The sequence below is a fragment of the Bradyrhizobium sp. LA6.8 genome (assembly GCF_040547935.1).
GTDB lineage: Bacteria > Pseudomonadota > Alphaproteobacteria > Rhizobiales > Xanthobacteraceae > Bradyrhizobium > Bradyrhizobium barranii.
Map to the genome: position 1 here is coordinate 1,048,854 of NZ_JBEPQQ010000002.1, position 19,302 is coordinate 1,068,155.

At 64.2% G+C, this 19,302-nt stretch carries 18 protein-coding genes; 12 read left to right on the forward strand and 6 right to left on the reverse strand.

The annotated features are described in order from the left end of the window. Positions 1–10 precede the first annotated feature (10 nt). The gene (locus tag ABIA90_RS12030) at positions 11–1,345 is read right to left on the reverse strand and encodes a dicarboxylate/amino acid:cation symporter (protein WP_354120037.1); all 1,335 of its coding nucleotides are present in this window, start codon (positions 1,343–1,345) and stop codon (positions 11–13) included. Positions 1,346–1,508: 163 nt separating this feature from the next. Here ABIA90_RS12030 and ABIA90_RS12035 point away from each other — a divergent pair, with 163 nt between their 5' ends. After that, positions 1,509–2,828: a solute carrier family 23 protein gene (locus ABIA90_RS12035; protein WP_354120038.1), complete on the forward strand. Its 1,320-nt coding sequence runs from the start codon at positions 1,509–1,511 to the stop codon at positions 2,826–2,828. A gap of 74 nt (positions 2,829–2,902) precedes the next feature. Further along, complete coding sequence (locus ABIA90_RS12040) at positions 2,903–3,739, forward strand: SDR family oxidoreductase (protein WP_354120039.1); 837 nt, start codon at positions 2,903–2,905, stop codon at positions 3,737–3,739. Positions 3,740–3,791: 52 nt separating this feature from the next. On the opposite strand, the gene ABIA90_RS12045 is transcribed toward ABIA90_RS12040, so the two are convergent. Then, positions 3,792–4,052 carry a DUF1488 family protein gene (locus ABIA90_RS12045; RefSeq protein WP_085401819.1) on the reverse strand — a complete coding sequence of 87 codons (261 nt, stop codon included), beginning with the start codon at positions 4,050–4,052 and terminating at the stop codon, positions 3,792–3,794. Between the two features lie 356 nt (positions 4,053–4,408). Here ABIA90_RS12045 and ABIA90_RS12050 point away from each other — a divergent pair, with 356 nt between their 5' ends. From ABIA90_RS12050 to ABIA90_RS12075, 6 genes are all read left to right on the forward strand, one after another. Further along, a complete protein-coding gene (locus ABIA90_RS12050) occupies positions 4,409–4,708 on the forward strand; it encodes a hypothetical protein (RefSeq protein ID WP_223153857.1) in 300 nt (99 codons plus the stop codon). A 10-nt stretch (positions 4,709–4,718) separates the two neighbouring features. After that, positions 4,719–5,123, forward strand: a complete 405-nt coding sequence (locus ABIA90_RS12055) for a hypothetical protein (protein ID WP_071909721.1) — start codon at positions 4,719–4,721, stop codon at positions 5,121–5,123. A gap of 68 nt (positions 5,124–5,191) precedes the next feature. Then, positions 5,192–5,563, forward strand: coding sequence for a signal transduction histidine kinase (locus ABIA90_RS12060; protein ID WP_223153858.1), 372 nt, complete (start codon positions 5,192–5,194; stop codon positions 5,561–5,563). Between the two features lie 156 nt (positions 5,564–5,719). Next, a complete protein-coding gene (locus ABIA90_RS12065; RefSeq protein ID WP_354120040.1) occupies positions 5,720–6,541 on the forward strand; it encodes an NAD-dependent protein deacetylase in 822 nt (273 codons plus the stop codon). 133 nt (positions 6,542–6,674) lie between these two features. Further along, positions 6,675–8,759: a hydantoinase/oxoprolinase family protein gene (locus ABIA90_RS12070; RefSeq protein WP_354120041.1), complete on the forward strand. Its 2,085-nt coding sequence runs from the start codon at positions 6,675–6,677 to the stop codon at positions 8,757–8,759. Positions 8,760–8,761: 2 nt separating this feature from the next. Beyond that, entirely contained in the window at positions 8,762–10,411 is a 1,650-nt protein-coding gene (locus ABIA90_RS12075) for a hydantoinase B/oxoprolinase family protein (RefSeq protein WP_354120042.1), read from the forward strand. A 27-nt stretch (positions 10,412–10,438) separates the two neighbouring features. Here the strand turns inward: ABIA90_RS12075 and ABIA90_RS12080 are convergent, their stop codons facing one another. Together ABIA90_RS12080 and ABIA90_RS12085 are read right to left on the reverse strand one after the other, a co-directional pair. After that, positions 10,439–11,608, reverse strand: coding sequence for an alpha/beta fold hydrolase (locus tag ABIA90_RS12080; protein WP_354120043.1), 1,170 nt, complete (start codon positions 11,606–11,608; stop codon positions 10,439–10,441). Between the two features lie 23 nt (positions 11,609–11,631). Further along, complete coding sequence (locus ABIA90_RS12085) at positions 11,632–13,044, reverse strand: DUF4403 family protein (RefSeq protein ID WP_354120044.1); 1,413 nt, start codon at positions 13,042–13,044, stop codon at positions 11,632–11,634. 604 nt (positions 13,045–13,648) lie between these two features. Here ABIA90_RS12085 and ABIA90_RS12090 point away from each other — a divergent pair. From ABIA90_RS12090 to ABIA90_RS12100, 3 genes are all read left to right on the forward strand, one after another. Continuing rightward, a complete protein-coding gene (locus ABIA90_RS12090; RefSeq protein ID WP_063981075.1) occupies positions 13,649–15,367 on the forward strand; it encodes a pyrroloquinoline quinone-dependent dehydrogenase in 1,719 nt (572 codons plus the stop codon). A 90-nt stretch (positions 15,368–15,457) separates the two neighbouring features. Next, the gene (locus ABIA90_RS12095; protein ID WP_135214749.1) at positions 15,458–15,799 is read left to right on the forward strand and encodes a c-type cytochrome; all 342 of its coding nucleotides are present in this window, start codon (positions 15,458–15,460) and stop codon (positions 15,797–15,799) included. Positions 15,800–15,835: 36 nt separating this feature from the next. Beyond that, the gene (locus ABIA90_RS12100) at positions 15,836–16,603 is read left to right on the forward strand and encodes a substrate-binding periplasmic protein (protein ID WP_354120045.1); all 768 of its coding nucleotides are present in this window, start codon (positions 15,836–15,838) and stop codon (positions 16,601–16,603) included. Positions 16,604–16,676: 73 nt separating this feature from the next. Here the strand turns inward: ABIA90_RS12100 and ABIA90_RS12105 are convergent, their stop codons facing one another. Beyond that, on the reverse strand, positions 16,677–17,321 hold the full coding sequence (locus ABIA90_RS12105) for a glutathione binding-like protein (RefSeq protein ID WP_354120046.1): 645 nt from the start codon (positions 17,319–17,321) through the stop codon (positions 16,677–16,679). 106 nt (positions 17,322–17,427) lie between these two features. Here ABIA90_RS12105 and ABIA90_RS12110 point away from each other — a divergent pair, with 106 nt between their 5' ends. Next, positions 17,428–18,072 (forward strand): TetR/AcrR family transcriptional regulator, encoded by a 645-nt coding sequence (locus ABIA90_RS12110; RefSeq protein ID WP_028151469.1) that lies wholly within the window; start codon positions 17,428–17,430, stop codon positions 18,070–18,072. 187 nt (positions 18,073–18,259) lie between these two features. Here ABIA90_RS12110 and ABIA90_RS12115 read toward each other — a convergent pair whose 3' ends face one another. Further along, the gene (locus ABIA90_RS12115; protein ID WP_354120047.1) at positions 18,260–19,225 is read right to left on the reverse strand and encodes a 2-hydroxyacid dehydrogenase; all 966 of its coding nucleotides are present in this window, start codon (positions 19,223–19,225) and stop codon (positions 18,260–18,262) included. Between the last annotated feature and the right edge of the window lie 77 nt (positions 19,226–19,302).

Consider the following 19,302-nt stretch of genomic DNA (forward strand, 5'->3'; position numbering starts at 1 on the left):
GTGGCGCGGCCTACGAGGCCGCGCTGCCGCCCGGTTCCAGCGCCTCGCCCATCTCCAGCGGATGAGCCATGGTCTCGTGCAGCGCGTCGCGATCGAGCTCGCCTTCGGAGATGCTGATGACGACGCAGGCGATACCGTTGCCGATCAGGTTGGTGAGCGCGCGGCATTCGCTCATGAACTTGTCGATCCCGACCAGGATCGCGATCGACTGGATCGGGATGTCGGGAACGATCGAGAGCGTCGCGGCAAGCGTGATGAACCCGGCGCCGGTCACGCCCGAGGCGCCCTTCGAGGTGATCATGGCGATGCCGAGAATGCCGAGCTCCTGCCAGATCGTCAGATGGGTGTTGGTCGCCTGCGCCAGGAACAGCGTCGCCAGCGTCATGTAGATGTTGGTGCCGTCGAGGTTGAAGCTGTAGCCGGTCGGAATAACGAGGCCGACCACCGAGCGTGAGGCGCCGAGATGCTCCATCTTCTGGATCATCTGCGGCAGCACCGTTTCCGACGAGGAGGTGCCGAGCACGATCAAGAGTTCGTCCTTGATGTAGGCGATGAAGCGCAGGATCGAGAAGCCGGAGAGCCGCGCGATCGAGCCCAGCACGATCAACACGAACAGGATGCTGGTGAGATAGAACGTGCCGATCAGGGCCGCGAGGTTGAGCAGCGAGCCGAGGCCGTAGGCGCCGACGGTGAAGGCCATCGCGCCGAACGCGCCGATCGGCGCCACGCGCACGATGATGCGGATGATGCCGAAGAACATTTTCGCGGCCTTGTCGATCGCCTCCGCGATCGGCTCGCCGGCCTTGCCGAGGAAGGCGATGGCGAAGCCCGACAGAATCGAGATCAGCAGCACCTGAAGCAGGTCGCCGCGCGCGATCGCGCCTACATAGCTGTCGGGAATGATCGCCATCAGATGGGCGACGATGCCTTCCTCCTTGGCCTTGGTGACGTAGGTCGCGACCGACTTCGGATCGATCGTGGCGGGATCGATGTTGAAGCCGTGCCCGGGCTGGAGAATCTCGCCGACCAGCAGGCCGATGGCGAGCGCGACGGTCGAGACCGTCTCGAAATAGATCAGCGACTTCAGCCCGACCCGGCCGACGCGCTTGAGGTCGCCCATCGAGGAAATGCCGTGCACCACGGTGCAGAAGATGACAGGCGCGATCATCATCTTGATCAGCGCGATGAAGCCGTCGCCGAGCGGCTTCAGCTCCTTGCCGAGATCGGGATAGAAGTAGCCGATGAGCACCCCGAGCGCGATCGCGATCAGAACCTGGATGTAGAGGATCTTGTACCAGGGCTGATGCCGGCGATGGACGGCTGGCTGGATCGCGACTTGTGTCATAGTGTGTGCCCCGGAACGCATTGATTTTTGATTCTGCAAGATCTGGATTTTGCAAGCTTTGAATCTTGCATGACTCGCATCATGTGATGGTCGCCGCAGAAGCGACAATCACATTTTTGTCGGATCGCACGAAGATCGGTCGCTGCACCGCAACGGGGGGAATATGACAACCACGATGGGCTCGGACGAGCAGCCGCAAAGCTATTTTCCGCGCTGGAAATTCAAGGCCTCGGGCGTGATCATGCCGGAGGAGCGGCTGTCATGGGGCCAGACCGTCGTCTCCGGTCTCCAGCATTGCGTCGCCATGTCGGGCTCGACGATCATCGCGCCGCTGCTGATGGGGTTCGATCCCAATGTTGCGGTCCTGTTCTCCGGCATCGGCACGCTGATCTTCTTCGTCATCGTCGCCGGGCGCGTGCCGAGCTATCTCGGCTCGAGCTTCGCGTTCATCGCCGTCGTCATCGCCGCCACCGGCTATGCCGGGCAGGGGCCGAATCCAAATCTCTCCGTCGCGCTCGGCGGCATCGTTGGCGCCGGCGTGCTCTACGGCGTGATCGCGCTGATCGTGATGTGGTCGGGCGTTGGCTGGGTCGAGCGCCTGATGCCGCCGGCCGTCACCGGCGCCGTGGTCGCCGCGATCGGCCTCAATCTCGCGCCCGTGGCGGTCAAGGCGGTGAGTGCCAACGCGTTCGACACCTGGATCGGGCTTGCGACCGTGCTGATCATCGGCGTGGTGGCCGTTGCCGCTCCAGGCCTGTGGCGCCGCCTACCGATCATCCTCGGTGCGATCGGCGGATATCTGCTGTACCTGCTGTTCGCGAACGGCCTCGGCTTCGGCAAGCCGATCGACTTCGCGCAACTCGCGGCCGCGCCGTGGTTGGGTATGCCAAGCTTCACCACGCCGACCTTCCAGGCCGATGCAATCTTTCTGATCGCGCCCGTTGCGGTCATCCTCGTCGCCGAGAACCTCGGTCACATCAAGGCCGTCGGCGCCATGACGGGCCGGAGCCTCGATGGCTATCTCGGCCGCGCGCTGTTCGCCGACAGCCTCGCGACCATCGTGGCGGCCTGCGGCGGCGGCACCGGCGTCACCACCTATGCCGAGAACATCGGCGTCATGGCTGCGACGAAGGTCTATTCAACCTTGCTGTTTGCATTCGCGGCCACGGTCTCGATCCTGCTCGGCTTCTCGCCGAAATTCGGCGCACTGATCCTGTCGATCCCGGGTCCCGTCATCGGCGGCCTCTCGATCGTGCTGTTCGGATTGATCGCCGCGATGGCGGGCCGGATCTGGGTTGAGAACAAGGTCGACTTCGCAAATCCGGCGAACCTGATCACCGTCGCCGTGGCGCTGACCGCGGGCGCCGGTGACCTCACGCTCAAATTCGGCGCGTTCACGATCGGCGGGATCGGCACCGCGACCTTCGGCGCCATCATTCTCTACCAGATCCTGACCTCGCCGCTCGCGCGCCGCGCCGAGTGAATCCCTGCGATGCGCAAGCGGGATGGAACAAAACGCCGGTTCCGTCCATGATGAAGCATCCTCGGAGACAGCTCATGCCGCAGACCGATCGCTCGACCCCGTTTTCCTCCCGCCTCGTCGGCCAATACGCGCTGGTGACCGGTGCCTCGCAAGGCATCGGCCGCGCCGTCGCCATCCGGCTCGCGCAGGAGGGCGCGACCGTCGCCATCAACTATGTCGATCACCCCGAGAGAGCCGAGGAGACGCTCGCGCTTGCAAGGACAGGATCGGCTGACCGCGGCCACGGCAAGCTCGATCATGTCGTCGTCAGGGCCGATGTCAGCAATGAGCAGGAGGTCGCCGCGATGTTCGAGACAGCGCTTTCGCGCTGGAAGAGGCTCGACTGTCTCGTCAACAATGCCGGCTTCCAGCGGGAGTCGCCGAGCGAGGCGCTCGACATCGACACCTACCGCCGCATCATCGACGTCAATCTCAACGGCGCCGTGCTCTGCGCGCAGAAGGCGCTCGCCCATTTCGTCGCGCGCGGCGGAGGCGGCAGCATCATCAACTGCTCCAGCGTCCACCAGATCATTCCGAAGCCCGGCTATCTCGCTTATTCGATCAGCAAGGGCGGCATCGCCAATCTGACGCGCACGCTGGCGCTGGAATTCGCCGGCCGCGGCATTCGCGTCAATGCGGTTGGCCCGGGCGCGATCGACACGCCGATCAACGCGGCCTGGACCGGTGATCCCGCCAAGCGCGGCGTCGTCACCAGCCACATTCCGCTGGGACGGGTCGGCACCCCGGAAGAGATCGCCGCTGTGTTCGCCTTCCTCGCCTCGGATGACGCCAGTTACATTACGGGCCAGACCATTTACGCCTGCGGAGGCCTGACGCTGTTCCCCGAGTTTCGCGAGAACTGGGCGAGCTAGAAACGTGGATTCACGACCGAAGCCACGAACTCATCACCCCGTGCCGACCGCTTCAAAAATCTCCCGCGAGCAGGTCGTAGGAGCCCCGGCTGCCGCGGACATACTTTTTGGCCGCAGCGGCACATATCAAGTCGCGGTTGGAGTCGAACGCGATCAGAAATCCCGATTCGCTGGAATGGGTACCCGGTTGAATCCGCTTCAATGCGTCTTCGTCGATGAAGAACGAGGCCTCGATGGCGCTGTCGTGTCCCCAGAACCGCACGGCATGCCGCGTCCGGTCATACGAGCGGCTGTGATTTGGAAAGTCGATCATGGTCAGGCCGATCAGGTTGCAGGTGCCGCGCGCCAGCCTTTCGCCGTTTGAGTCGGGGCTCGCCGGGTGGCCGACGCTCGGCCCGCGTACGTCAGGAACACGGACGTTCCGTCCAGACGAAGACGCGCCGGTTGCGCCTCTCTCAAATGAAGATTTGGCAACAGGGCAGCAATCCGATTCAATGCCGATCGCGACAAATAGTTTCTTGATAAGCCTCGCTATTCGGCGAAGGGATCACTACGTACACTTTATCACCGCGCGCCCCTCGGCTGTCATCGGTGACTGAGAGCATTGCGCTCCCGCCGGAACCAACAGGCGGTCAGTATGTCGGATTCCCCTAGATTCAGCCTTCGCGAGTGGCTCGTACCTCCGGTCTTGCTGCCGGTTTTCTTCGTGGTGTTGATCGCCGCATCGATGCTCATACAATGGTAGCCGGTCTCGGCGTGCCTTCGCCATCGACTCAAGCAAGCAGTTCGTCAGAATCGATCCCGGTCTCTTTGGCTTGCGAGTTGAACTCCAGGGCGATCAACGCCCTCGATCGAGCCCGCAAGCTGCCGTCGGGAGACAAGCGCACGGTGGCAATGCGCCGGGCAGCGATCCTCGGAAATGCCGCTGAAATCCTCGCGTATTTCTCGGCGGCGAAGGACCGCTGCTGAAGGAGCCCGCATGTTCAAATTTCTTCACTACCGAGCAAAAGCGGCCGCGTATGGCGAACTGGCGAGGAATTCGCCCGGCAAAGCCGATACGCGCAAATTCGAACAACTGCAGGACAGCCACACATCGCGCGCGGACAACGAGCAGATGCTCGCGGACCAATATGTGGATGCAGTCAACGCCGGGGAAACGGAGCGACTGCGTGGCGCGGCCCTCGCGGCGGAGGAAGAGCGCGTTTTGCGCTGTCTCGGTGCGGCCGTCATCATGCAATGGAATTCATTGCCGACGACGCTCCAGCGGGAGATCTTCGATACCGCCGGATCGGTTGGGACATTGCTGGATACGGCGGCGCTCCGCGGGCAGATTGCCCGGTTTCTTCACAAGCATAGGCACGACGCCGATCCCGCCAAGATCTGACATGTTCAGGGGCTGAGCGAGAGGCGCGGTTCGCGAAGCATATGGACGCAAACAACAGGAGGATCCCGATGGCACTGACAAAATTCCGTATCGATGAAGAGCCGCATGCCATGGACGGTCTGCGGCTTCTTGCCCAGGAAGGCACGAGAGAAGTCGAAGCGTTCGTCAGTCGCAAGGTGATGGACGGTTGGGCTGAATCGGTCGAGCACAGTGGCGGACGTCAGAGTTTGTTCCGGAAGCAATACAACGCGCTTGGGAAACGGAACTTTGCCGCGCTTGAGCGCATCGTGAGCGCCAAATACCAGCGGGGCACCGCGTTCAACCGTCAGCATCCGTTTGTCGAGGTGTTGTTCTCGGACATTGCGGAAAGCGGGGAGACCTTGAATCTCAGCGAACTGGTGCGCGAGCCGTTGCCGCCGGCATTTCACCGGCGCGCCTGATCCGATTGGAACGCCGCCCGGTAGCGGTCACTGGTTTGCCAATGTGCCCCGTCACAACTGCTCGGGCTGACGCAGGCCAAAAGCTGATCGCCGGCTCCGAGCTGCCGGCGCGGGAGTGATCTGGCAAAACGACATGGCGCAGACTACATCTGCGCCATGGCAAACCCTCCGCAGGCAAACCGTTCGCTCGAAGATTTTGTCGGCCGGCACGAACGTCTGTTCGTGCTGACCGGCGCCGGCTGCAGCACCAATTCGGGCATTCCTGATTACCGCGACAGCCATGGCAATTGGAAGCGGACCCAGCCGGTCAATTTCCAGGCCTTCATGTCGGAAGAGCCTACGCGCCAGCGCTATTGGGCGCGCAGCCTGATCGGCTGGCGGCGGTTCGGCCAGGCGAGGCCGAACGATGCGCATCATGCGCTTGCCCGGCTCGAGGCGAGCGGGCGCTGCGAGATGCTGCTGACCCAGAACGTCGACCGGCTGCATCAGTCCGCCGGCCACCGGCAGGTGATCGACCTGCATGGCCGGCTCGATCTGGTCCGCTGCATGGGCTGCGGGGCGAAGACCCCGCGCAACGAATTCCAGGACAGGCTCGGCCGTGCCAATGCGGAATGGCTGACGCTCGACGCCGCCGATGCGCCTGATGGTGACGCCGATCTCGAGCATGCGGATTTCTCGTCGTTCAAGGTGCCCGCCTGCGAAGCCTGCGGCGGCATCCTCAAGCCCGACGTCGTGTTCTTCGGCGAGAACGTCCCGCGCGATGTGGTCGCCACCGCGCAGGATCATCTGGCGCAGGCCGACGCCATGCTGATCGTCGGCTCCTCGCTGATGGTCTATTCCGGATTCCGCTTCGTGCAGGCTGCCGCGAACCGGCAGATCCCGATCGCCGCGGTCAATCTCGGACGCACCCGCGCCGATGATCTCCTCGCGCTCAAGGTCGAGGAGCGCTGCGAGGCGGCGCTTGCATTCCTGCTCTGAGCGCGTGGGCCGCACCCTTCTACCGCATAGGTGCCACGCAAAACGGCTCGGACGCTTCACCCCGGGCGTTGTCGCTGGTATGAAAATTGCTGCGGTTTTCGCGCAGTTTGTCGATCAGTACGGAGAATTTGGAATGCTTGAGGGAGCCGAGGTGCGGCTTGCCGTTGATATCGGTGGCACGTTCACCGACATCGTGCTGGACGTGGGGCAGGATCGCAAGACGCGCAAGGTGCTGACGACGCCGCAGCGGCCCGAGGAGGCGGTGCTGGATGGCATGCGTCTCATTCTCACTGACGCGCGCGCGCATATGAGCGACATCGACGTCTTCATTCACGGCACGACGCTCGCGACCAATGCGATCATCGAGCGCCGCGGCGCCAAGACCGCGCTGATTGCAACCGACGGCTTTCGCGACGTGCTCGATATCGGCACCGAGAGCCGCTATGACCAGTATGATCTCGGCATCGACAAGCCGAGGCCGCTGGCGCCGCGATCTCTCCGCTTCACCGTGCCGGAGCGGATCGACGCACACGGCGCCGTTCGCCTCCCGCTGGACGAGGCGGCAGTGCGTGCACTCGCGCCAAAATTGCGCGCGCTGAACGTCGAGAGCGTCGCGATCGCCTTCCTGCACTCCTACGCCAATCCCGAGCACGAGCGCCGCACGGCCGCGATCCTCAGCGAGGAGATGCCGGGCATCTCCGTGACCGTGTCCTCCGCGGTGTGTCCGGAGATCCGCGAATACGAGCGCACCTCCACTGCGGTCGCCAACGCCTATGTGCAACCCCTGATCGACGGCTATCTCGCCCGCATGGCGGATGCCTTGCAGGTCGAGCAGTTCCGCGGCGCGATCTATCTCGTCACCTCCGGCGGCGGCGTCACCTCGATCGAGACGGCGCGGCGCTTTCCGGTGCGCCTCGTCGAGTCCGGTCCCGCCGGCGGCGCGATCTTCGCGGCGCAGATCGCAGCGCGGCTCGGCGAGAGCAAGGTGCTGTCCTTCGACATGGGCGGCACGACCGCAAAAATCTGCCTGATCGAAAAATACCAGCCCGAGACCTCGCGCGTGTTCGAGGTCGATCGCGCGGCGCGCTTCCTGAAGGGCTCCGGCCTGCCGGTGCGCATCCCCGTGATCGAGATGGTCGAGATCGGCGCCGGCGGCGGCTCGATCGCGCATGTCGATGCGATGAAGCGTGTCACTGTCGGCCCCGAGAGCGCCTCGTCGGAGCCGGGACCTGCCTGCTACGGCCGCGGCGGCCAACGTCCGGCCGTGACGGATGCGGACGTAGCCCTCGGTATGATCGATCCTGACGCCTTTGCGGGTGGCACGATCAAGCTCAGCCCGGAGCTTTCAAAGGAGGCGCTGTTGCGCGCCGTCGGTGAGCCGCTGGGGCTGTCGGCGGAAACCGCGGCCTATGCCGTGCACGAGGTCGTCTGCGAGAACATGGCGAGCGCGGCGCGCGTGCATGCGGTCGAGCGCGGCGAGATCGTCGGCCAGCACACGCTGATCGCCTTCGGTGGTGCCGCGCCGCTGCATGCGGCGCGCGTCGCCGAGAAGATCGGCGTCTCGCGGGTCATCGTGCCCTCGAATGCCGGCGTCGGCTCGGCCGTCGGCTTCCTGGCTGCTCCCATTGCCTACGAGCTGGTGCGCAGCCGCCATGTCCGCCTCGATGATTTCGACACCGAGGGGGTCTCGGACCTGCTCCAGGAGATGGTGACTGAAGCGCGCGCGCTGGTGGAGCCGGGCGCGGCCGGTGCGCCGGTGCGCGAACGTCGCGCGGCCTTCATGCGCTATGTCGGCCAGGGCCACGAGATCTCGGTCGAGCTGCCGAACCGGCGGCTGACATCGGCCGATCTCTCCGGCCTGCGCCAGAAGTTCGAGGCCGACTATTCGGCGATGTTCGAGCGGCCGATCCCGGGCGCTGCGATCGAGGTCCTGAGCTGGTCGGTGCTCGCGACCACCGATGCGCACAATCCTTCTGTCGTCGCTTCCGTCGCGCGCAAGCCCGCCGGCAAGGCCTCGGGCAGCCGCAAATTCTTCGACGGACGCGCGGGGGAAGTGATCGAGATCCCGCTCTATCGCCGCGAGGACATGGCACCGGGCGCGACCATTGCCGGTCCCGCCGTGATCGCCGAGGACGAGACGTCCACGTTCGTCTCCAACAGTTTTGACGCCCATATCGACGGTGCCGGCAGCATCGTCATGGAACGAAAGGCGGCCTGATCATGACCAAGGCAAATGGCGCGAGCCTGATCGACCTTCAGATCATGTGGCATCGGCTGATCGCCGTGGTCGAGGAGCAGGCGCAGGTGCTGCTCCGCACCGCCTTCAGCCCGATCGTGCGCGAATGCGGCGACCTCTCCGCCGGCGTGTTCGACCTCAGGGGACGGATGCTGGCGCAGGCCGTGACCGGCACGCCCGGCCACGTCAACTCGATGGCGGAATCGGTCAAGCACTTCATTGCGCATTTCCCGATCGAGACGATGAAGGAAGGCGACGCCTACATCACCAACGATCCCTGGATGGGCACAGGTCACCTCAACGACTTCGTCGTCACCACGCCCTGCTTCAAGGACGGCAAGCCGGTCGCGCTGTTTTCCTGCACCAGCCACCTCATGGACATCGGCGGCATCGGCTTCGGCCCTGACGCCACCGACGTGTTCATGGAGGGGCTCTACATCCCCATGCTGAAGCTGATCGACCAGGGCGTCGTCAACGAGACGCTGATGGCGATGATCCGCACCAACACGCGGCTGCCGATCGACACCGAGGGCGACACCTATTCGCTCGCCGGCTGCAACGATGTCGGCTGCGAACGGCTGGTCGAGATGATGACCGAGTTCGAGATCGACACGCTCGACGAGCTCGGCGACTATATCTGCGACCGCTCGCGCGAGGCCGTGCTTGCCGAGATCGCAAAACTGCCGAAGGGAAGCTGGCACAACACCATGGTCGTCGATGGCTATGATGCGCCGGTGACGCTCGCCGCGACGCTGACGATCTCGGACGAGGGCATCCATGTCGATTTCGACGGCACCTCGGCCGCTTCGAAGTTCGGCATCAACGTGCCCCTGTCCTACACCACGGCCTACACCGTGTTCGGCCTCGGCTGCGTCGTCGCCTCGCAGATCCCGAACAATGCCGGCTCGCTCTCGCCGCTGACGGTGTCTGCTCCCGCGGGCGCGATCCTGAATGCGCCGAAGCCGGCGCCCGTGGCGTCGCGTCATATCGTCGGACAGATGCTGCCGGACGTGGTGTTCGGCTGCCTGCGCCAGATCATTCCCGAGCGCGTCCCCGCGGAAGGCACCTCGTGCCTGTGGAATCTCAACGTCCGCGGACAGACCCGCTCAGGTGCCGGCGGCAATTACGGATTCTCGATGGCGGTAACTTCGAATGGCGGTACCGGCGCGCGCTTTGCGAAGGACGGGCTGTCGGCCACCGCCTATCCCAGCGGCGTGCGCGGCACGCCGGTCGAGATCGCGGAGACGCAAACGCCGCTGATCTTCTGGCGCAAGGAGCTGCGCCCGGATTCCGGCGGGGCAGGGCGCACCCGCGGCGGCCTCGGCCAGATCATCGAGGTCGGCAGCGGCATCGATGCGCCCTTCGACATCCTCGCGGCGTTCGACCGCATCGATCATCCGCCGCGCGGTCGCGACGGCGGCAAGAACGGCGAGGCCGGCTATGTCGGATTGAAGTCCGGCCAGAAGATGCGTGGCAAGGGCTTTCAGACCATTCCACCGGATGACCGGCTGCTGGTGATGACCCCGGGCGGCGCCGGTATCGGCGACCCCAAGGAGCGCGATCGTGCAGCGATCAAGGATGACGTTGAGAGCGGTCTCGTGTCGGCTGACAACGCTGTTGCCGTTTATGGGTAGCTAACGCTCCGGCAACGACTGCGGCGATTACCCGCCGCAGTCGTTCGGCGCCGGCTTCCCGGTAAAGCGGTCGGTCATCCAGTTCACAGCGGCCATCGTGCTCGCCTGCGCGGCGCGGCCGTGTCCGATGTTGGGAAGGGTGACCATTTTCACGGGGCTGCCCGCCTTGCACAGCCGGCCCATATAGGCGCGCGTCACCGCGGGCCGGATGATCTGGTCGACAGTCCCTTGAGCGAGGAACACTGGCATGCCGGCGGGCAACGTGGCGGCGCTGTTCTTCTCCAGCAGCGAGCGCCAGGGCTCGCGCTTGGTCGGATCCGGCACGGTCAGAAAGTATTTCTGGAGCGGCCGCTCGGTCCGCTGCCGGATGAAGATATCGAAGGGACCTTCGATGCATTCGCGCGCCAGCCGGTCGATCGCCGGAAGTGCGCGCGGATCGACGACACCGTCGAGCGCGGCGTCGTAGACGCGATGCCATGACCACAGCGTCATCGCTGTGATGTTCTTGCCGCCGACTGAGTTGATGTCGTCGCTCATCAGCGTGGCGAGATCCGTCGCGGGCGCCGCAGCGGCAACGCCGAGCAGATGGAGATCGGGCGCATAGGTCGGCGCCAGCTGCCCGGCAAACAGCACAGCCTGTCCGCCCTGCGAGTGTCCCCACAAGGCAAAATTCTTGGCCCCGCCGGCGCCCGGCAGATCGCGCGCGACGCGCACGATGTCGAGCACGGCGCGGCCCTCGCTCTCGCCGACGAGATAAGGATGCGGACCCGGCGTGCCGAGCCCGGGATAGTCGGTCGCCGCGACGATGTAGCCACGCGCCACCATCGAGCGCAGTCCCTGGATCTGCTGGAACAGGAAGATCGCGAGCGACGGCGCGCAGCGCCGCACAATGCCTGACGTTGGATGCGCCCAGGCCACGATCGGGCGGCCGCCGGGCGGCGGTGGGCCCTGCGGCACGATGACGACGCCGGAGACGAGAATGGGTTCACCCTTCAATCCGGTCGATCGGTAGAGCACGCGGTAGCTCGAGGCGCCGAGCGGCGCGCCATCCATCGGCTCCTGTCGCGCCAGGCTGCCGGGCGGTCCGTCCGCGAGCGATGCCGGCGCGTCGTAAAATGCCGATTGCGCGTGGGCAGTCACGATGCCGGCGGCGAACATGACGAGTGCGGCCATCAGAGCGCGGGCGGCGACAAGCATTTGCGGTCCGCTCCAGCGCACGATCACATCCCGTACAGGATTTTCAGCTCGCCGCTCGCGCGCAGCGCGAGTGTGATCCCGTCGGCAAGCAGCAAGGCCTTGTCGAACTTCACCGAGGAGAGCTTGCCTTCCATACGGAAGCCGTCCTTGAGCGGACGCGTCAGCCGCTGGTTCGCCGCCATCAGCAGGTTCTGGTAGGAGACGCCATAGTCAATGTTCACGGCCTGCTTCAATTGCGCGACGATCGACTGCAAGCCGGGGTTTGCCCCTCCGTCCTGCGCGGCGAGATCGAGATCGGCAAGCGCGACGCTCTTACTGGTATCGTCCACCTTCAGTGCGCCGGAGAGATAGCTCCATTGCCCCGCATTGGGATCGCTGTCAGAGGTCTTCGCAAGACGAAGGCCGATCACAAGCTTGCCCGACGACGGATAGACCTGCACCTCGCGCAAATTCGTGTCCTGCGCCGGCAGCGCGGCGATCGTCTGGCTGATCTTGTCCTTGATCGCGTCATAGCCGAGCCGGACCGGAAGGATGACGTCGAACGTTCCCGGCGCGGTCACGTCGTTGCCAAGCGGCGGCAGCGATGTCGGGGTGACGCTCGCACCCTGCTGCCCAATCGACGTCACGGCGCTGCCGGAGAGTTCGAGCGAGCCGGACAACACCTTGTCGTTGGCCCGCACGCCGGCAAATGCGGCAGCTTGCGGCGTCACTTGCAGCCAGACCGGCGGCTCGTCGGCGAGCTTCATCGGTTCGAACGCATGCGTCCAGGCAGCGGCCGCCTTGTCCCGCAGATTGAGTTTCCTTGCCGCGGCCAGCGCACGTGATCGCACGCGCGCGAGCTGCGTACGGATGCGCGGCTCGACGTAGGGCGCAAGATCGAACTCGCGGCCGAGCACGTGCAAATAAGGTGCTTCGCTCCAGTGGAAGGAGTCGCTGAAATTCAGGTCGAGCGACCAGTCCTTGCGCAGCACGGGCCGTGCCTCGGCCTCGATCGTCGCGCGCGCTTCGGTCTGGCCGCGGATGCGCGCGGTGAAGCGGTTGGCGCCCTGGCCTTCGGCCGCGCCGTAGATCGAGACTGCACCATAGACGTGGTCGCCGCGGCCATAGAGCGAGACGCCGCTGGTGCGATTGACGAAGCCAAACACGTCGCAATTGGCGTTGACACGGAACATCAGTACGCGGCGGTGCACGCAGTTGACGCGCTCGTCGATGGTGGCAAGCCGCTTGGGGATATCCTGCTCGATCGCCTTGGCGAGCGCCGGCAGACCGAACTCGATGGTTGCGGACACCCGCGAGGTCGTGGCGAGCGGCGCCGGCGGATCGGGAGCGAGCGGCGGCTTGTCGGCGGCGTGCGAGGCTTGCGCGAGCGCGGTGAGGGCGAGCGCAACAAGCCCGGCACGTTTCGCCGAACGAACAATTCGCAAGGAAACGGGCATTCTTCTTATTCCAGCTTGGCCCTGCTTCGCGCCCAGGCCGCCGGCAGCGGTGCCGTTCGGTCTTCAGAGCAAAATCGCGGAAGGAGAGGGCGGTCAGTGGATCAACTATTGCTTGTATTCAATGGTCGCGTATCGCGGCACTTGTATGGCGCGGCGTCGCGCTTTGAGCAAGGCTTTGTATATCGCTCCGTTATGATGGCCGTTCTTGAATTGCTCAAAAGAGATTGACGCCGCCCCCGTCCAAATGATCACGCGATGAAGCTTCTCCGTGGGCGCTGCGATTTTTGAGTCCGAGATCTGCGGCCAAGACGAAACGGTCAGCGCAGCTGACGTTTCAAATTCGTGCTGTGCGTTAAATTCGCGCCGCTCGCGCATTCCATCTTTGCGCCCTCCCTCATCCGGCGTACTCTGTGAGAGCGAGCAGGAGTGCAACAGCAACCAGTCCAGGAAACGTAGCTCCTTTTGGCGATGTCCGCCGAGGGAGATCGAGAGCTGTTGGCAGCTCATATGCGATGGAGAAGAACCGACACTTGGCGAGCTGCAAAAATCCCTCGCAGCGTCTGCGAGACGCGAGTTCAACAAAACACAAAAGCGGGAGGAACGGATGAAGAAGCGTTGGTGTAATTCTGGTCTACCTCTTGTTGTCGGCGCGACACTTGCGGCGTCGGCGGCGTTGGCCCAATCCGTGGATACTGCCCGGATCGAGAACGCCGGTCAGAACGATTGGCTCACCTATCATGGTTCATACAAATCCCATCACTACAGCCCGCTCGCGCAGATCAATGCGAGCAACATCGGCAATCTGGGCGTAGCCTGGACGCACATTCCCGGACGATCGACGCGCGGCCTGCAGTCAATGCCGCTCGTGGCCGACGGCGTGCTCTATTATTCGGGTTCGTACAGCCGGGTCTTTGCGCTGAACGGCGCGACCGGCGAGGTCATCTGGTCGTTCTTTCCGGAACTCGATGAGGCGCTCATCAGCCGACAGACCCACTCGCCCTACAACCGCGGTGTAGCCCTTGGTGAAGGCAAGGTCTTCGTCGGTACGATGGATGGTCGTCTGTTCGGGCTCGATGCGAAGTCGGGAAAGGTTCTCTGGGAAACCAGGCTGATCGACTCGCAGAAGCTCACGGTCGGCTTCACCGGCGCGCCGCTTTACGCGAAGGGAAGCGTCATCATCGGCTCGCAGGGGGGTGAATGGCCGGGCCGTGGCCCGATCTTCGCTGTCGATGCCACCACCGGCAAGAAAAAGTGGGAGTTTCTGACGGTCGCGGGCACCGACGAGGCCATGAAGACCTGGGGCAACGATTCCTGGCGCACGGGCGGTGGCGGCGGCTGGATGCCGGGCACCTACGACTCCGAGACCAACTCCGTCCTGTGGGGCACCGCGAACCCGGCGCCGCTCTACGATTGGTCGGGCGCTGATTACAAGACGCAAGGTGCGCGTCCCGGCGACAATCTCTATACGAGTTCGGTCATCGCTCTCGATATCGATACCGGAAAGCTGAAATCCTACCATCAGGAACTGCCTCACGACGCCTGGGACTTCGACAGCGCCGTCGGCGAGTTCGTGATGCTTGAGCGCGATGGCCAGAAATACGTGGTTCATCCGAACAAGGGCGGCTTCGTCTTCGTCTACGACCGTAATCTTGGCGTGAAGAACGTCTGGCGGCTGGTTGAGAACATCAACTTCGTCAAGGATATCGATCCCAAGACGGGCGCGCTGATCGGCCGTCGCGATTTCCCTGTCGGGAAAGTCACTGAAGTACCGCTGTGTCCCTTCATTGGCGGCGGCATCAGCTGGAATGCCGGCTCGTACAACCCGAAGACCGGTCTTTATTACAAGATCGGCCAGGAATGGTGCATGACGCTGGATATTCAGAAGACGACGCCGGTCACCGCGCCCCAGGTCCAGCTCAACATCGGCGCCGACTTCAAGATGGTGCCGCCTCCGAGCGGCGAGATCTACGGACATCTCGACGCGCGCGACCCGATAACGGGCGCGAAGAAATGGGAGGTTCGCTTTCCCGAGCCGCCGCTTGGGAGCGTTTTGTCGACCGGGGGTAATCTTGTGTTCGTACCCGACTCCCGTGGCATCCTTCACGCCTACGATGCCGAAACCGGGGCCGAGTTGTGGAAGCACAACAACGGCACCGGCCACCAGGGCGGTATCGTCAGCTACTCCGTCGGCGGCAAGCAATATATCGCCGTGGCGGCCGGCTTCGGCGGCATGCTGGCGGACGAATATGCGCCAAACTTCGGCGGCGTCTACAAGAGCATGCCGCGTGACGACGGCGCCCTCGTCGTCTTCAGCTTGAAATAGTCTGTCTCAAACGATCTGCCGAGGAGCGGGTGGCAAACCCGCTCCTCGGTCGATTGCAGCGGCCGGGCGTGATTCAGGAATGGAGCGGACGTGTTGAAACTGCATTTGAAGTCGCTTCCGGCGGTGCTGGGCGCTTCGTTGCTGTGCGTTGTGGTGGCTCGAGCTCAATCTGCCACGCCGGCGCCGGACAACGGGTCACTGGACGTCGAGCAGTTGTTCGCAGGCACCTGCGGCTTTTGCCACTCCGACGGCGGCCGGGCTGCTGGCAGGGGACCGCAACTGATGAATTCGCAACGAGACGACGAATTTCTGCACAACCGTATCAAGATCGGCAAGCAAGGTGCGATGCCGGCATTCGGCGAGAGCTTCAGTGACGCGCAGATCGACCAGATCGTCAAATATATCCGCGCCCTGAAGCCGCGCGAGGGCTGACCCGCCGGGACCTGATCCATCCAGATGAGACGCGGCATGAAGGCAATTGTCCTGATTATCGTCGGTGCCGCCATCGGGCTGTCCGGACCGGCGCAGGCGCGAACCCTGGAAGCGATCCGCGCGAGTGGGGCGCTCGGACTATGCGCGCATCCCAACTCGCTTCCTTTTGCGCGCAAGGGCGGCGATCCACCCGGCTTTCAGGTCGAGTTGGGACAGGTGCTGGCACGCGAGCTCGGTGTCTCGCTGCGGCTCGACTGGATCATCACGCAGTATCAAATGCGCAGCGCCAATTGTGACGTTCTCCTGGATGTCATCGCCGATCGCGAAGCGCAAGGCGAGACCCGCTTGAGGATCTCGAAACCGTACTATCGCACGGGCGTCGCGCTCGCGGTGCCGTCATCCAGCGCGCTCACATCGTTCAAGAGCCTCGGCGAGCATACCAAGGTGGGGGTGCAGGTCGGCTCTGTCGCCGCCATGATCATCGGTCAACGGCACGTGCCCATATCGATCTTCGGCTTCGAGACCGACAGCCTCGACGCCGTATCAAACAAGGAGATCGATGCGGCTGCGGTCACGCCCACCGCGGCGGCCTATTTCAATCTGACGCATCCCGACAAGGCACTCCGGATCCTGGATCGCGACGAGGGCGTGGCCGACCTCAACTGGAATGTCGCCGTCGGCATGGTCCGCCCGGATGATGCGTTGCGCGAGGCGATCGACGGAGCGCTGGAACGGCTGCGCAACGACGGCACGATCGATCGGATCTACGGTCGCTATGGGATCGTGCTGCAAGCGCCGAGGTAGCCGATTGCCGAAAGAACGACGCCGTCCCGGTTTGGCCAGGACGACGTCGCTTTGCGAAGATATCGCTTTGGCCTTAAGCCGCCGCCTTCTTCCGCGCCTGTTCGGCCTTGTACAGCTCGAACTCTTCGGCGATCGCCTTCGCGACCGACGGCCGCTGGCGCAGGCGGTCGTGATACGCCTTCACGTTCGGCCATTTGGCGAGCTCGATCGGCGGGGTCGCCATGGTCCAGTTGATGACCGTGACGAGATAGGCATCCGCCACGCTGAAATGGTCGAGCAGGAAGTCGCGCCCCTTCAGGTAGTTGTCGAGATAGTCGAGCCGCGACAGGTTCTTCTCCAGTGCATAGGCCTTGGTTTCCTGCGGCGCCTTGCGGTCGAGCAGGGGAATGAACAGGCCCTTGTGCAGCTCGGTGCCGATGAAACAGAGCCATTGATGCAGCCGGGTGCGATCGATGCCCTGGGCCGCACCGAGGCCGGACTGCGGGAACCGATCCGCGACATATTGCAGGATCGCGGCGTTCTCGGTCAGCACCACGCCCTCGTCGGTGCGCAGCGTCGGCACCAGCCCGATCGGGTTGACCGTGCGGAAGTCGGTGCCGTCGTTCAGCACTTTCTTGGTCGGCGGATCGACTTCGAGATAATTCGCTTCGGCGCCGGCTTCATACAGCGCGACGCGGGTCGCCATCGAACAGGCGAGCGGCGAGAAATAAAGATCCATCTTGGGCCTCCTTGGGCAATTCCTCTTTGGGTGTCGCTCAACCTGGCCAGATTGATTTTTGTACCATCTTGTATAATATGGCGACGGTCAAGGATTAATTTGCGAAATGGTACAAAAATCGAAGCCGCCAGCTGCCGCCAATGAACCGAAGCGGCGTGGCCGTCCGCGCGCCTACGAGCCCGACGTCGCGCTCGGCAAGGCGCTCGACCTGTTCCGCCGGCAGGGTTTTGCGGCGACGTCACTGGACGATCTCAGCGAAGCGACCGGCATGAACCGGCCGAGCCTCTACGGCGCCTTCGGCGACAAGCGCGAGCTCTACATCAAGAGTTACCAGCGCTACCGCGAGGACGCCCGCGCCTCGATGGTCGAGATCTTTCGCCAGGAGATGCCGGTGCGCCAGCGGCTCGAGCGCATCTTCGCGTCCGCGCTGAACATCTATCTCTCCGGCGAGACCGGTCCGCGCGGCTGCTTCACGGTGGTGACCGCGGCATCCGAAGCCGTCGGCGATCCCGAGATCCGTGCCATGGTGCTGGATGGACTGACCGAGCTCGACAAGGCCTTTGCCAGTTGCTTCCGCCGCGCCAAGGAGAAGGGCGAGTTGCCCGCGAGCGCCGACCCGGCCGTGCTGGCGCAGCTTGCCTCCGCAACCGTGCATTCGATCGCCATCCGCTCTCGCGCCCGCGTGTCGCGCAAGGAGTTGGAAGCGATCGTGAAAGGCGCGATCGATGTGATGGTGGGGGCCAAAAGTTAGGCCGTCGTCCTTGGGCGCGCGTAGCGCGAGCCCGGGACCCATAGCCACAGAGAGAAGTTTGGCGAAGACTGGTCGTTCGGTACTGCGACCATCCGCAACGATAAATCACGCGGTATGGGTCCCCGCGTACGCGGGGACGACAGCGAAGGTGGGGCGCGTGCGGGCCTCTCTCAGCCTGCCGAAGCGTCTAATATCCCCGTGCCCGGTCCACCACGTTCTCCAGCGCACCGCCGGCCTCGAACTTTGCGATTTGCTCGGCGACATAGGCCGAGATTGCATCGGCGTCGGTGTCGGCCGCGTTGTGCGGGGTCAGCAGCACCTTGGGGTGGGTCCAGAACCGGCTGTCCGCAGGCTGCGGCTCCTGCACGAAAACGTCGAGAGAGGCCGCGCCAAGCGTGCCGTCGTCGAGGCAGGCCAGGATATCGGCCTCGTTCTGCAAGCCGCCGCGACCCGCATTGATCAGCACGGGCGCGCCGAGCGGGCTCTCGCGGTTGAGCTTGGTGAAGACGTCGCGGTTGAGGATGCCGTGCGTATCAGGCGTCAGCGGCAACAGTGAGACCAGGATGTCGGTCTTGCGCAGGAACGCGTCGATCTGCGCGGCGCCATGGAAGCATTCGACGCCCTCAATCGTGCGCGGGCTGCGGCTCCAGCCGGCAACGCGGAAGCCGAGCCGGCGCAGCACGTCGGCGGCATCGGCACCCAGCGTGCCAAGCCCCATCACGCCGACGGTGACGGCGCTCGCCGGCCACTGATATCGCGGCTCCCAGCGTTTTGCGCGCTGCGAGTCCCGCAAGTACAGCTCCTGGCGGTGGTGCATCAGCACGTGCAGCACGACATATTCGGTCATGCGATTGGTGAGATCAGGCACGGCGACGCGCACCAGCGGCACGTCGGGCAGGCTCCTGTCGGCCATCAGCGCGTCGACGCCGGCGCCCAGATTGAAGATCGCACGCAGGTTCGGAAAAGAGCCGAGATCGCCCGGCACCGGCTTCCACACCGCGGCATAGTGCACCTCGGCCGGATCGAGATCGGAATCCGGCAGCAGCACCACGCGGCGGCCGCCGCAGACCGCGTCGAACCGGGCCTTCCAGCGCTCCGGCAGCCAATTCTGCTGCGTGCTGTTGATCAGGACGGCCAGTGTGCCCATGCTCATTCGAAGTGCCTCGTCGGTTCCGTTTTGAAAACCCTCCTTGGCACGATCCGACGGATTTTTCTCGCAAATTTTTTCCG